Source organism: Cytobacillus oceanisediminis 2691, from assembly GCF_007678455.1.
In the GTDB taxonomy this organism is placed as follows: domain Bacteria; phylum Bacillota; class Bacilli; order Bacillales; family Cytobacillaceae; genus Mesobacillus; species Mesobacillus oceanisediminis_A.
The window spans coordinates 116710-130445 of the sequence record NZ_VEEP01000007.1; the positions used below are offsets into that span (position 1 = coordinate 116710).

Genomic DNA, 13736 nt, shown 5'->3' on the forward strand with positions numbered 1-13736 from the left:
ATATGTATGAAAGCAATAATTACTTTTCCCTTTTTTCCCTATCGAAAAACAGACTTAGGAAAATTTATGTAATTCTATTCTTGTCGAGCAAAATCTTTTTTACACAAAAAAGTCATAATAGTTCATTAGCCCGTACCAATACTTATTCCTGACATATGCTGAATAGGGAAAGGAGGGATTATCAGATGTCATTTAATTGGGGATCGAACATTTTGTTATTTCTCGCCTGTATGGTCGCTGGATGGGCATTGATTCAATATGGTCCAATGCTGTTGACTCTTACGGGAGGCATTTTCGTCATTATAGGTGTCATTGTTATCGTACTTTTCGCTTTCGTCATCATTTTTATCGGCTTGAGGGTACTGCTAAGAGGCGGTTGGCGCAGCTGACGTTTCTCTTTCAAAGAACCTGTCATAATGGCGGGTTCTTTTTCATTGTTTATGAAATTAGAAAATTGTTTAGGTGTGGATAAATATATGTAGTATTCTTAATCTAGCTCCAGCGCCTAGCCCCTCGAGTCGCTTCGGTCCGCCCAATGAAGTCAAAGAACGACTTCACCGGTCGGCCCTCCAGCGCTTGTCGGGGCTGAACGAGGCGCTTACGCTTTTTGTTCTGTTTAGTGAAAAATAGAGATAAACTTGTACATTGTTCAATATATTTTTAAAAGAGAAGATGCAATCGAATTGGAGTGAAAAAAATGCATGCATTCATTATGAATGTTTTGGACTGGCTGTCGAGCCTAGGATACTTAGGAATTGCCCTCGGGTTGATGCTTGAGATCATCCCAAGTGAAATTGTCCTTGGATATGGTGGGTATATGATTTCTGAGGGAACCATTGGGTTTACAGGGGCAGTGGTCGCGGGCACCATCGGAGGGACGATGGCACAGCTTTTTCTTTATTGGCTTGGTTATTTGGGCGGGCGCCCGATGCTTGAGAAGTACGGGAAATACTTATTGATCAACAAACACCATCTTGAATTATCGGAAAAATGGTTCGATCAATATGGACCAGGGGTTATTTTTTCGGCAAGATTCATTCCGGTCGTGAGGCATGCGATATCGATACCTGCCGGGATTGCTGGCATGTCGGCCATCAAGTTCACGCTGTATACTGTAGCTGCGATGATTCCATGGACGATATTTTTCCTTTATCTTGGCATTGTCCTTGGCGAGAACTGGTCTGGCATCAAGGACGTGGCCAGGCCATACATAATTCCCCTCAGCATCATTGCACTGGGGGCAGGAGCCGTCTATTTATTGGCAGCACGGAAAAAAACTAAGGTTTGATCAGCTCAGGAAACTTCCTGAGCTTTTTTATATGGTTAAAACTCATAAATCATAGGAGTTTAGTAAAAGTTAAGATAAGGAAATAAGCCAACCGCACGGGCAGGGAGTAGATTCAATATGTTAAAGGAAATGCTCAGGCTGTTCAAAAAACAGCAGAAACAACCTCCTCGCTCAGCGGAGAAGCTGGTCGGAGAGCAGTCTGCATTAAAGGATCATAAGTTCTCAGGGAGACTCGAAGACAATCTGTCGGTGATCAGGAAACTGTACAGTATTCCTGACAACAAGGATGTAAAATTGCGCGAAATGTACCTTGAGGGCTTCGGAAAAAATGCTGCCCTCATCTTCATCAGCACGATCTCAGATGTTAAGAGTATAGAAGAGAACATCCTCAAGCCCCTGGCAGAAAATACATCAGCAAATAAAAAGGTGAAGGATGTAGTTTCCATCCAGATGGTCCATGAAATAAATGTGTTCAAGGATGCCGTAAAGGATTTGAATAAAGGAAACGCCCTGCTCATATTGGATGGGGAAGCATGGGGATATGTTCTTGATTGTCCAGATTTCCAGAGCAGGGCAATCGAAAAGCCGGACAGTGAAATCTTAATCAAGGGACCGAAAGAGGCTTTTAATGAAAAGGCCGTAGTCAATATCTCGCTGCTCAGGAAGAAAATCAAAAATGAGAACTTGATAGTGGAAGCCGTTGAAGTCTCGCAACGTTCACACAATGATGTGTACATCGTTTATATTCGCGGACTTGCCAATGAAAAGCTGGTTGACAACATCAAGGAACGATTGGGGAGCCTTCAGGTGAATGCCATCCAGAACTTATCGCTGCTTGAAGAATATATTGAGGAAAGGAATTATTCATTATTTCCAAGTCTTCTTTCGACAGAGAGGCCTGACAGGGCAGCCTCTTTTTTAGAGGATGGTTATATCGTTCTATTAATGGATAACTCACCAGATAGTCTTGTTCTCCCTGCAACATTTTGGGCTTTTTTTCACACTCCTGAGGATCACTATCTTAGGTTCTTTTATGGAAACTTTACGAGAGCGTTAAGAATGGCAGCTCTTTTTATCACGATTTTCACATCTGCTATTTACATATCGATTACCACTTACCATGCTGAAATGATTCCGCCAGACTTGCTCCTTGCAATTGCCGCTTCACGGGAAAAGGTTCCTTTCCCTGCGGTGATTGAAATTTTGATCATGGAATTGGCCTTTGAATTGATCAGGGAAGCTGGGTTGCGAGTGCCAAGTCCAATAGGGCCGACGATCGGAATAGTTGGAGCACTTATTCTTGGCCAGGCAGCCGTTGAAGCGAATATCATTAGTCCGATTGTCATTATTGTCGTCGCTCTCGGTGGTCTCAGCTCGTTTGCAGTCAGTGATATAAGTTTGAACTTCGCCGTAAGACTGATGCGCTTTCTATTTATCCTGAGTGCGTCGATGATGGGCATTTATGGTATGACTGCAATGTTTGTCGGTGGGCTATTCTATATGGTTTCAATCAAGTCATTTGGTGTGCCGTATTTAGCGCCTATGTCACCAAATTACAAGTCATCGAATGATACAATTTTCCGCAGGCTGACGAAAAATGAAATCTTGAGGCCAGGCTTCTTGAAAAGTGCAGATCTACAAAAAAAGACTAATGGAGAATAGGCGATGAAACAGGATAAGGGGAAAATTGGCATAAAAGAATATTTCGCTATTATCTCGTTGACCATTGGAGCGAAGTTGAGTGATGACACCCCTGCGATTATTTATGAAAATGCCAAAAATGCCGGCTGGATAGCAACGTTGCTGATTGGCCTTCTTTCACTTCTGCCGATCCTTTTTTTAATAAAAGTGTATTCAGCTCATAAAGGTAAAAACCTGCATGAAATTTTATTGCACCTTTTTGGGAAATTTTTAGGGAATATACTATCTCTTCTGTTGATAATTGGCGGGACAGCAGCAGTGATTGCAGACTCAGGTACCTACGTCGACATAATTGGCACGATGTATTTCACGAAAACACCAGCAGTCATTCTTTATATCATTTTAATGGTTATTTGCGCTTATGGAGCAAAGAGGGGCATAGAACAGATAGGCGCTGTATCCTGGCTTTTGCTGCCATACATCAAGATTACCTTGTTCATCGCCCTGATTTTTACTTTTCGCGAAGGAACACTAGGTTATCTTTTCCCTTTGTGGGGTGAAGGGCCGCTCGAAGTTGCAAAATCTTCCGTGAAAAATGTCTCAATATTTGTTGATTTTTTCTTTCTTGCCCTTATTATGCCTGTCGTGACTTCATATAAGGAAATGAAAAAAGGCACACTCATTGGTCTGGGTTTTTTAACAGTAGAAATGAGCCTGGCGCTTGTTGCCTTTGTCGTTTTATTTGATTATACTACTGCAGAAATGCTGAACTATCCTTTCCATGAAACAATCAGATATATTCAAATAGGATTCTTGGCCAACGTAGAAACCTTATTTTTTCCCTTTTGGCTGGTCGCGACTTTTATCCGTTTTTCGTTTTATCTATACCTAATCGCCATATTCCTGGGAGGCGTTCTTAAAATTAATGAGTTTGAATATCTCATTCCTTTGATCGCAACCATCATCTTGCTGATGGGATTGTTACCTGATGCCCCATCGATCACCCTCTACTCGCTGAGGGAAAAAGTACTTGTCGTCTTGAGTCCTGCTTTTATGATGATGCCGCCATTAATGTGGGTAGTGGCGAAAATTCGGGGGGATTTTAAGAATGAAAATTCACTCTATAATCATTAAAGTGGCAATCCTCTCGGCTATCACTTTGAGCCTGGCGGGATGCTGGGATCACAAGGAACTGGATGATAAGGCATATGTCATTGGTATAGGACTTGATAAGCATAAAGCAGAAGGAAAGGTTAGAGTCACATACCTGATTGCAAATCCGGAGGTGGGTTCCCAGCAGACTGCTGGCGGAGCGAATGAGCCTCCGCAGGAAATTGTGACTTTGGTTGCTGATGATTTTATTTCATCGCGCAATACAGCCAATACTGTGGTGGCGAAGGAAATATCCTATGACCTGCTTCAGGTGCTTATCGTTTCAGAAGAATTAGCCAGAGACCCGGATTTTATCAGGGTCATCTACAGTGCAACTAAGGATCGGGAAATTAAGCGAAGCGCGCAATTATTAGTCACCCGGGAGGATGCGGCAGACTTCATCAAATTTAATCAACCAAGAATTGAAACCAGGCCGCATAAATTTTTAGAACTGATGATCGAAAGAGGGCAGGAGACTGGCATGATTCCCGAAGCAGACTTGAATAGTTTTTTCCGGGTCACTGAAAGCGATGCCGATTTATTTCTGGCGATATACGCTACCACCAAAAAAGTGGAAAAAGATGAAATGGAAACGACCGATGATGACCTCATGGCGGGTGAGATTCAAGTAAAAGGCACGACAAATAATGCCCAGTTCATGGGATCTGCTGTATTCAAAGAAGGAATGATGATTGGCAAAATAACCGGGGAAGAGACAAGGATATCAAGTCTATTAGACAATACCTGGACTACCGAGGATATCCTGACCGCAGTCCAAGACCCTTTTGATGAGCGATATAAGCTGAGCTTAAGAATTTCTCAAAAAAAAAGCAATAAATTTAAGCTGATTACCGGAAATGGCCGGCCAACCATTGAAATTGAGGTTCCTTTATTTATAGAAGTATACAGCGACCCAAGCATGACCAATTACGCAAAGAACCGTGACAAGGTCAAGAAGCTTAAAAAATCTCTTACGGCTGCAATAGGAAAAAACTTCACCGATTTTATAGTCTATAGTCAGGAAGAATTAAAAGGAGATACATTCGATTTATCCATACCGATGAGGAAGGAGTTTGCCACCCTCCGGGAATTCCGTGAATTTGACTGGATGCACACCTATCCTGATGCAGTAGTTAAGGTGAATGTCTCCATTCGATTTGGTGAATTTGGACGCCAGACGAAGCTGCCTGACCTTGAAGAAGTGAGGGATTAGATGGTACTGATTATGTGGATCGCCATAGCTTTTATCATATTGTATTATTTATTATTTGGTATAACGCTTTGGCGGCAAAAAAACAAGGTTGGAGCTATTGTTATCGTCCTTTTGTCTTTGTCTTGCATAGCACTCCATTATTTTTCCTATCAATGAATGTGCCGGCCATTTCAGGCTGGTGCAAATTTTTAAATTTTACGAACACTATGATAATATATAATAAAATAATCACGTAAAAATGGGGTGTAGGGATGGGCCTGGTTGGATATAACTTCGGAAAGATACTTAAGTCTTCAAGAGTTTTTAAAGGATTGACTGAGGCACAGTTGGCTGCAGGTATATGTTCTGAAGAGGATATCATTCAATTTGAAAAAGAAGAGAAATATCCAACAATTGATCAATTATATAAGATGGCTTCAAAGCTTGAAGTAGAGCTTAACCATTTTTTCGATATCGCTTCGTCTGATACATACAATTACGCCATCGCTGTCACGGAGTTAATCAAAAAGTATAAAAGAGAGCGTGATTATGCTGCTATTGATGAAATCCTCCAAAAGGAGCAGGATAATCAGCTTTTTAAGCATACGTCTTTCAATCAGTTTCTGGTATGGCACCAGGGGATATGCAGCTATTACCTTGAGGGAGATAGACAGAAATCAATCGGCTTGCTTGGTCAGGCATTGGCAATGACTCATCAGGAACAGGCTAGTATGAGCGAACGTGAAATCGAGATTTTGACCAGTATGGCCATTATTGAAAAGGACAGCGGGAACCTTGACAAGGCAGTGGAGCTTTTTCTGAAGGCCCTGAACCAGCTGACAGAACTGCCTCAAGTCCAGGATTCAAGCATCTGGCTAAGGATTCTTTACGGTCTCGCCCAGGCACTGTCAAAGCTGGAGAGATATGAGGAATCACTCATATACTGCAGCAAAGGAATCGATAATTGTATATATGAAGAAAATATGTATTTATTTGGAGAACTTTATTACCAATCAGGCATGAATTTTATTAAATTGGGTAAAGAAAACAAAGGGAAGGAATATCTCGAAAAAGCAGTCATGATTTTCAGGCTTCAGAAGAATGAGAAGTTTGTCAGTCTAGTAGAAACTGAAATGGAAAAATTATTGAAATATTGCTGATACACCCTTTAACTTTTTAGCCAGAGGCAGAGGAGGATAAAATGAACAGAATAATACTGATGACCATTTTTGCTGCATTTTTTGCTGGTGTATCTGGTTGGGATTCTGAAGATAGGAGCCTGGCCGATTTGCCATCACAACACGCGCCAACTGGTACAACCATAGCCGGCTTGCCCTCACAACATTCAGGCGATGGAGTCACCCTGGCAGACCTGCCGTCACAGCATGCACAAGAAGGAACATTGGTAGCAGATCTTCCCTCGCAGCACTCGCAGAACGGGACAATCGTAGCAGACCTGCCATCACAGCACACCCAACAAGGAACATTGGCAGCAGATCTTCCCTCACAGCATTCGCAGAGCGGGACAATTATAGCCGACCTGCCGTCACAGCATAGTCAAGTTGAAGGATTAGTGTAAGAAATGATTTGAGACAGCCTGGACCGATTAGGTCAGGTTGTTTTTTCATGTTGAAGGGGAAACCTTTTTCTTCATGTTTTTATGCAAGGCTCTTTTCTCGAACTATGTTGCTATTGATTACAAAATGGGATTTAATGACCTAGTTTTCTGCATAAAATTAAAGCTTATTATGAGAAAAGAGCTTGCACACTTAAAAACGAACTGCAAAATGGCTTTATAGCACGTTAAAATCGGCTTTAAGATTTTAACAACAATCTTTACGAAAACAACCTTATGCAAAGATTTCAGCTAGAATAGAACAAGTACATAGTGAAAGGCTCTGGATTTCTCCAGAACCTTATTTGATGTGGAATAGCCTCGGTTTTCAGTCTACGATATCCATATGGCTCCCGTTCATCATATTGAAGTTTTTGCTCGGCATGGCACCGTTTGTTCCGTGGCAGTCATTGTACATTTGCTTGACCTCTTCATCGGACAAGCCGGGATGCATTTTTTCGATAAGCGGCTTCATCTGGCCAAAATTGAATACGCCTTTTCCTTCTGTTCCTTCTTCCGCCAAGGCGGCGGTACTGGCTCCAAGGATTATGGCTGCGCTTAATAAACTTAACGACAGTTTTTTCATCTTCAGGTCAGCTCCTTTCGTTTATAAGTAAATTTTAGCCGGACAGTGTGCAAAAACTTAGCAGAAGCAGTGACAAATTATTGTACTTTTTCCGGAGGATAATAAATGGCATTATTAGATACTCTATCTGGACAGCCTGTCTGGATCGCAGTTTTGATCAGTCTGACGGTCAGTATCACAATTTCAATAATGGGGGTGGTCCCGAGCGCATTTGTGACGGCTGCTAATATTCTTTATTTTGGCTTTAGTGGCGGTCTTGTTCTTTCGATCATTGGGGAAGCCGCCGGGGCGATCATCAGCTTTTTTCTTTATCGAAGAGGGGTAAAAAAACTGGCGCAGAAAATCAACGACACCACCAAACCAATAAAAGGATTGGAGCGGCTTAAAAGCACTGCTGGCGCAGAGGCATTTGTCCTGGTGATTCTATTGCGGCTTTTCCCATTCGCGCCTTCAGGACTGGTGACGCTTGCGGCTTCTTACAGCAAAATGGGCGCACCTGCATTCATGGTATCGAGTACGATTGGCAAAATCCCTGCACTCTTCATTGAGGCATATTCGGTGCACACCTTGCTGGGCTGGAAAACAGAGTACCAGCTGTCAATGACGGTCTTTGCGGTTGTGGCGGGTGTCTGCTACTATTATTGGACAAACAGGAAAAGAAATCGGAGGATGTAGAATATGAGGGATAGAAACAGGCTAATGGCCGCAGCAATTGTCTTACTGGCACTGGTTATGACAGGCTGTGCGGACCGGGAGGAAAATCAGGCAAAGCAGGAACAACAGGAACAACAGGATCAAAAACAACAGGAACAAGAACAGCAGAAACAAGAACAGCAGAAACAAGCTGAAAACCAGCCAGGCATGGAGGGGAACATAACCAGCGATATTCCAGCAGAAAAGTTCATCAGAAAAGCAGCGGAGCAAAAAGTTGACCACGTACATGGAATTGGATATCCAGGCAATGATGATGGCCTCTATGTTGCATCGCATAATGGCCTTAAAATGTTTATAAAGGGAGAGTGGCTGGAAACTGCCGGACAAAACCATGACTATATGGGTTTTCAGGCAACCCAGGATGGCTTTTTTGCAAGTGGACATCCCGAAAAAGGGTCAAATTTGAAAAATCCTCTGGGCCTTATAAAAAGCACAGATAAGGGCAGGACACTTGAGAAAATCGCTTTTTACGGTGAAAGTGATTTCCACTTCCTTTCCGCTGGCGACCACAATAGCAGCCTGTATTTAATCAATGAAGAACCCAATTCCAGCATGGAAAGAGGCGTCTATTTATCCAGGGACCATGGCGGAAGCTGGGAGCAAATTGACATGGCTGGGATGAAGGCAAAAACACTTGGTATGATTGCGGTTCATCCGGAAAATGGAGGAATTTTCGCAATGGCAACAAGGGAAGGTGTCTTCATCACAGATGATTTTGGGAAGAACATGAAGAAAGCAGGAGATTTCGAGATGGTGACAGCAGCGGCATTCTCGAAAGAATCACTGCTTATTTCCCCGGTTCAGGATCAAAAAATCAAAATGTTCAAGCTGGATCTCCAGCAGGAAGGGGCAGCAGAAGAGCTTCCGATTCCGCAACTTAAGGAAGATAATCCGATTACATATATAGCCGCTGACCCTCGGCAGGACGGAAGAATAGCCTTCATCACCATCCTGAATGACCTTTATGAATCAGAGGATGGCGGCCAGACATGGAAGCGGCTTTTGGTAAACGGGAAGATTGAAAAATAATCCGGCATCCATCCAATTGGCAGGCATAACAATAGCCTAAATCCGGTGGGATACATCCCATGGTTGAGCAGTATTTGGTTCCAGAAATCCATTTCTGCCTGCTTTGACTACCTATTTTAATACCAAATAAGCAGGAAGCAGCATCCAAAACAAAATGGTTGCTGTTTTTTTTTATTTTATTTACAATATACGCATAGTTTTTACCGTAGGAGGTATATAAACTAGGGAGATTTTTTTCAGTATGGATTCCGCGAATTCATAAAATACTAAGCTTTAGGAAGGGGGATTACTATGTCAATTTCTGCGGATAAAGTACTGGACGCAAAAGGACTTGCGTGCCCGATGCCGATTGTCAAAACGAAGAAATCCATGAATGAGATGGAACCTGGACAGGTTATTGAAGTGCAGGCGACTGACAAAGGATCTACAACAGACCTGAAAGCATGGGCAGAAAGTACAGGCAATCAATACCTTGGTACAATCACGGATGGAGATGTGCTAAAGCATTATGTTCGTAAAGCGAGTGAAGATGAACTGAACAATGAATCGCCACACCCACATACATCCACACTTGAAGAAGTGCTGGCAAAATTGGAAGGCGAAGAGAAGATAACCATTCTTGACGTAAGGGAATCTGCTGAATATGCTTTTGGCCATATTCCTAATGCAAAATCGATTCCGCTTGGAGAACTGGAGCAGCGGTTCAATGAATTAGATCCTGAAGAGGATGTCTATATCATTTGCCGCTCCGGATCAAGAAGCGATATGGCAGCGAAGAAGCTTGCCGAAAAAGGATTCAAGAAACCAATTAATGTTGTTTCCGGGATGAAGGACTGGACAGGCCCGACGGAAACATCAGTTGAAAAATAAGGAGGAACCAAATAATGAAAGTAGCTATCATCGCCTCTAACGGCGGAATGTTCGACGCATATAAAGTATTCAATATCGCGACTGCTGCAGCAGCAACAGACGCAGAAGTAGGAATTTTCTTCACATTTGAAGGGCTTAACCTGATCCACAAGGAAGCGCATAAGCAACTTCCTATGCCAGCAGGAACAGAGCACTTCCAGGAAGGCTTTGCAAGAGAAAACGTTCCTCCAGTTGAGCAGCTTGTTGAAATGGCAGCTGAAATGGGTGTAAAGATGATTGCCTGCCAGATGACAATGGACGTAATGTCCCTTGAAAAAGACCAGTTCGTTGATGGCATTGACGTGGGTGGAGCAGCTTCATTCCTTCACTTCGCAAGCGATGCAGATATTACATTAACATTCTAGAAATCAAAGCATAACAGGAGGAATGAAATGGTACAGACAATTACAGCAAAAGAATTAGCTCGAAAAGTCATTAACCATGAAGACCTGTTTATCCTTGATACAAGAAATACTGATGACTTCGATGATTGGAAAATCGAAGGCCGGAATGTAAAAGTCCATAATACACCTTATTTTGACCTGCTAGAAGGTGTGGATCCCGTAAAGAATGTCCTGCCGAAAGATCAGGAAATTTACGTTGTATGTGCAAAAGGCGGTTCATCTGAATTTGTAGCTGAACAAATCGAAGAGGCAGGCTATACGAATGTCTACTCCATTGAAGGCGGCATGAAAGCCTGGAGTGAACATTTAGAGCCTGTTAAAATCGGTGACCTGAAAAATGGCGGATCGCTCTATCAATTCGTCAGGATTGGCAAGGGCTGCCTTTCCTATCTTGTCGAATCCAATGGCGAGGCTGCGATCATCGATACAAACCGGATGATTGAGCAGTATGAGGAGTTCATGACTGGCAAGAATTTTAAACTTGTTGCCCTTCTTGATACCCATCTTCATGCTGACCATATTTCCGGCGGTAAGAAGCTTGCAGATAAAGTGGGAGCTAAATATTACCTTCCGCCTAAAGACGCAGAAGAAGTTACCTTCCATTATGAACCACTTCAGGATGGCGATGAAATCAAGGTTGGAAACTCTGTCATACAGGCTTTGTACTCTCCTGGTCATACAATTGGAAGTACTTCGTTCATCATAGATGACCAATACTTGCTGACAGGTGACATTCTGTTCATCGACTCAATCGGACGCCCTGACCTTGCCGGATTGGCAGAAGACTGGGTGGGTGATCTGAGGAACACGTTGTATAAGCGTTATAAAGAACTTGCCGATGAACTGCTTGTTCTGCCTGCCCACTATATGGGAATCAATGAGATGAATGATGACGGCAGCGTTTCCGAAAAACTTGGCGTGCTGTATGCCGAGAACCATGGTTTGCAAATCGACAGTGAAGAAACGTTCAGGAAAACAGTGACCGAGAATCTTCCGCCTCAGCCTAACTCCTACCAGGAAATCAGGCAGATGAATATGGGCAAAATCAACCCGGATATCGAAGAACAGCGGGAAATGGAAATCGGACCGAACCGATGCGCAGTAAGATAAATAGAAAAGCGCAAGCGCCTTGGTCAGCCCCGACAATCGTTGGAGGGCCGACCATTGAAGTCGTTCTTTGACTTCAAAGGGCGGACCGAAACGATCGAGGGGCTAGGCGCTGGAGCTGGCCAATCAAAGAAGGAGTACCTTATGAAGAGGGTACTTCTTTTTAATAAAGGCTCTTTTCTCAAACTTTGTTGCTATTGACTACAAAATGGGATTGAATGACCTATTTTTCTTTATAAAATTCAAGCTTGTTATGAGAAAAGAGCTTGCACACTTAAAAACGAACTGCAAAATGGCTTTATAGCACGTTAAAATCGGCTTTAAGATTTTAACAACAATCTTTACGAAAACAGCCTTAATAAACAAGGCTTTTTCCGTAAGCATCATGCAATCAGGACGTTTACGGAAAAAGCTTTTATAAGAATTCAAAAAGAAAAGTCATCAATCATAAAGGAGGACCCTATGACCAAGTTGACGATCATCCAGCAGAATGATACACATGGGAGTTTGGATTTGCAGGAAAAACAACCAGCCTGAGCTAAGTAAAACTGGCGGCCTTCCGAGGATTGCAAAATATATCAAAAATCTTAAATCACAAAAAGATAATGTATTATTCCTTGATGGCGGTGATCTTTTTCATGGGACACTCCCATTAGTTGCTTCAAAAGGAGAAGCAATAATACCAGCTTTGCAAAAGATGGAACTGGATGGCTGGGTCCCGGGAAATTGGGATTTCGCCTATGGAAAACAGCAATTATCTTCATTGGCGAATGCCCTTCCTTTCCCTGCTGTCGCATGCAATGTAAAGGAACAGGATTCCAATCAATCTTTCTTAAAGCCTTATATGATAAAAGAGATGAATGGCGTAAAGCTAGGAGTCATTGGACTCACCTATCCATATGTCGACGAGACGATGCCGGAAAGCTTTTCTAAAGGCCTTTCATTCTCAAAAGGGGTGGAAGAGACCCGTCATTGTGTCGAAGAGTTAAAAGAGAAAGTGGACCTGATTGTGCTGCTAAGCCATATGGGCCTCCAGCTCGATGTTGAACTGGCAGCCCTAGTCGAGGGAATTGATATCATCTTATCCGGACACAGCCATGACCGAATTGAAAAACCGATTACCGTAAATGGTGCTCTTGTCGTTCAAGCAGGTTCAAGTGCTTCTTTCCTTGGAAAGCTGGAGATCAATATGGAAGGCGGTAAAATGGCTGATTATCAGTATGAACTGATAGCAATCGATGAGAGTTTTTCTGTAGATGAGGAAATGGAAGGGATCATTGCCGATATCCTGGAGCCTTACAAGAAGGAACGGGACAATGTCGTAGGGAGGACAGAGTCAACCTTGCACAGGATGACCTTGAGTGAAGCGCCAATGGACCAGCTGATCACTGACGCATATCTTCATGCATTTGACGACTGCAACCTGGCGTTTTCTCATGGCTGGCGTTATGGCACACCCGTTCAGCCTGGTGACATAACCGAATACGATCTGCATACCATCATCCCAACAAATCCAGAAATGTTCACGCTGGAAATGAGCGGGAAGCAGCTGATGAATGCCCTTGAGAAAAATTTGGAGATGGTTTTCTCAAGGGATCCATTCAAGCAGAAAGGCGGATATATACTAAGGTCTTCTGGCCTGTTCATGGCTTTCAAGCCGTACAACCCTGAAGGAAACAGGATCCAGAAGCTGCTCGTTGGCGGTGAGGAGTTCGATTTGAAAAAGACATACAAAGTCGCAGGAGGCGGGAAGCAGCTGTTCAAAGGCGCTGAAGCCAATAAAACATATCAAGGTGTCCATGCCGTTGATGTTATTAAACAATTTTTAAATGAAAAAGGACCATTCAAAGCAAATCAAGAACCGAAGATCTTGAGCATCTAGAAAACTTTTTGACATTTCAAAGGGGAACCCACGCCAAAATGTCCAAGAAAGAGGATTTAATGGACATTTCGAAGGCGGAGCAGCGCCAAGATGTCCAAGAAAGAGGATTTAATGGACATTTCGAAGGCGGAGCAGCGCCAAAATGTCCAAGAAAGAGGATTTAATGGACATTTCGAAGGCGGAGCAGCGCCAAAATGTCCAAGAAAGAGGATTTAAG

The 13736-nt window shown here is 42.9% G+C and carries 15 protein-coding genes; 14 read left to right on the forward strand and 1 reads right to left on the reverse strand.

What is annotated here, in order from left to right; genetic code table 11:
• The first annotated feature begins 185 nt into the window (after positions 1 to 185).
• The 7 genes from FS736_RS14855 (at position 186) to FS736_RS14885 (ending at position 6852) form a co-directional block, all read left to right on the forward strand.
• Complete coding sequence (locus FS736_RS14855) at positions 186 to 389, forward strand: hypothetical protein (RefSeq protein WP_144478629.1); 204 nt, start codon at positions 186 to 188, stop codon at positions 387 to 389.
• A 308-nt stretch (positions 390 to 697) separates the two neighbouring features.
• Positions 698 to 1288: an undecaprenyl phosphate transporter UptA gene (uptA, locus tag FS736_RS14860; protein WP_144478631.1), complete on the forward strand. Its 591-nt coding sequence runs from the start codon at positions 698 to 700 to the stop codon at positions 1286 to 1288.
• A gap of 117 nt (positions 1289 to 1405) precedes the next feature.
• Complete coding sequence (locus FS736_RS14865) at positions 1406 to 2950, forward strand: spore germination protein (protein WP_144478633.1); 1545 nt, start codon at positions 1406 to 1408, stop codon at positions 2948 to 2950.
• A gap of 3 nt (positions 2951 to 2953) precedes the next feature.
• Positions 2954 to 4063: a GerAB/ArcD/ProY family transporter gene (locus FS736_RS14870; protein WP_144478635.1), complete on the forward strand. Its 1110-nt coding sequence runs from the start codon at positions 2954 to 2956 to the stop codon at positions 4061 to 4063.
• Positions 4038 to 5294 (forward strand): Ger(x)C family spore germination protein, encoded by a 1257-nt coding sequence (locus tag FS736_RS14875; protein WP_144478637.1) that lies wholly within the window; start codon positions 4038 to 4040, stop codon positions 5292 to 5294. The genes FS736_RS14870 and FS736_RS14875 overlap by 26 nt, the downstream gene beginning before the upstream one ends.
• A gap of 251 nt (positions 5295 to 5545) precedes the next feature.
• Complete coding sequence (locus tag FS736_RS14880; RefSeq protein WP_144478639.1) at positions 5546 to 6433, forward strand: helix-turn-helix domain-containing protein; 888 nt, start codon at positions 5546 to 5548, stop codon at positions 6431 to 6433.
• Between the two features lie 41 nt (positions 6434 to 6474).
• Complete coding sequence (locus tag FS736_RS14885) at positions 6475 to 6852, forward strand: hypothetical protein (protein ID WP_144478641.1); 378 nt, start codon at positions 6475 to 6477, stop codon at positions 6850 to 6852.
• Between the two features lie 364 nt (positions 6853 to 7216).
• Here FS736_RS14885 and FS736_RS14890 read toward each other — a convergent pair whose 3' ends face one another.
• A complete protein-coding gene (locus tag FS736_RS14890) occupies positions 7217 to 7474 on the reverse strand; it encodes a hypothetical protein (protein WP_144478643.1) in 258 nt (85 codons plus the stop codon).
• Positions 7475 to 7579: 105 nt separating this feature from the next.
• On the opposite strand from FS736_RS14890, the gene FS736_RS14895 reads away from it, so the two are divergent.
• The 7 genes from FS736_RS14895 to FS736_RS25170 all read left to right on the forward strand — a co-directional run bounded on the left by FS736_RS14895 (position 7580) and on the right by FS736_RS25170 (position 13735).
• Positions 7580 to 8149: a TVP38/TMEM64 family protein gene (locus FS736_RS14895; RefSeq protein WP_144478645.1), complete on the forward strand. Its 570-nt coding sequence runs from the start codon at positions 7580 to 7582 to the stop codon at positions 8147 to 8149.
• A gap of 3 nt (positions 8150 to 8152) precedes the next feature.
• Positions 8153 to 9217 carry a F510_1955 family glycosylhydrolase gene (locus tag FS736_RS14900; RefSeq protein ID WP_144478647.1) on the forward strand — a complete coding sequence of 355 codons (1065 nt, stop codon included), beginning with the start codon at positions 8153 to 8155 and terminating at the stop codon, positions 9215 to 9217.
• Positions 9218 to 9508: 291 nt separating this feature from the next.
• Positions 9509 to 10087 carry a sulfurtransferase TusA family protein gene (locus FS736_RS14905; RefSeq protein WP_144478649.1) on the forward strand — a complete coding sequence of 193 codons (579 nt, stop codon included), beginning with the start codon at positions 9509 to 9511 and terminating at the stop codon, positions 10085 to 10087.
• A 14-nt stretch (positions 10088 to 10101) separates the two neighbouring features.
• A complete protein-coding gene (locus FS736_RS14910; protein WP_041964856.1) occupies positions 10102 to 10491 on the forward strand; it encodes a DsrE/DsrF/DrsH-like family protein in 390 nt (129 codons plus the stop codon).
• Positions 10492 to 10518: 27 nt separating this feature from the next.
• On the forward strand, positions 10519 to 11640 hold the full coding sequence (locus FS736_RS14915) for an MBL fold metallo-hydrolase (RefSeq protein ID WP_144478651.1): 1122 nt from the start codon (positions 10519 to 10521) through the stop codon (positions 11638 to 11640).
• A 496-nt stretch (positions 11641 to 12136) separates the two neighbouring features.
• Positions 12137 to 13519, forward strand: coding sequence for a bifunctional metallophosphatase/5'-nucleotidase (locus FS736_RS14920; RefSeq protein ID WP_144478653.1), 1383 nt, complete (start codon positions 12137 to 12139; stop codon positions 13517 to 13519).
• A 90-nt stretch (positions 13520 to 13609) separates the two neighbouring features.
• Complete coding sequence (locus tag FS736_RS25170) at positions 13610 to 13735, forward strand: hypothetical protein (RefSeq protein ID WP_260983613.1); 126 nt, start codon at positions 13610 to 13612, stop codon at positions 13733 to 13735.
• Position 13736 lies beyond the last annotated feature (1 nt).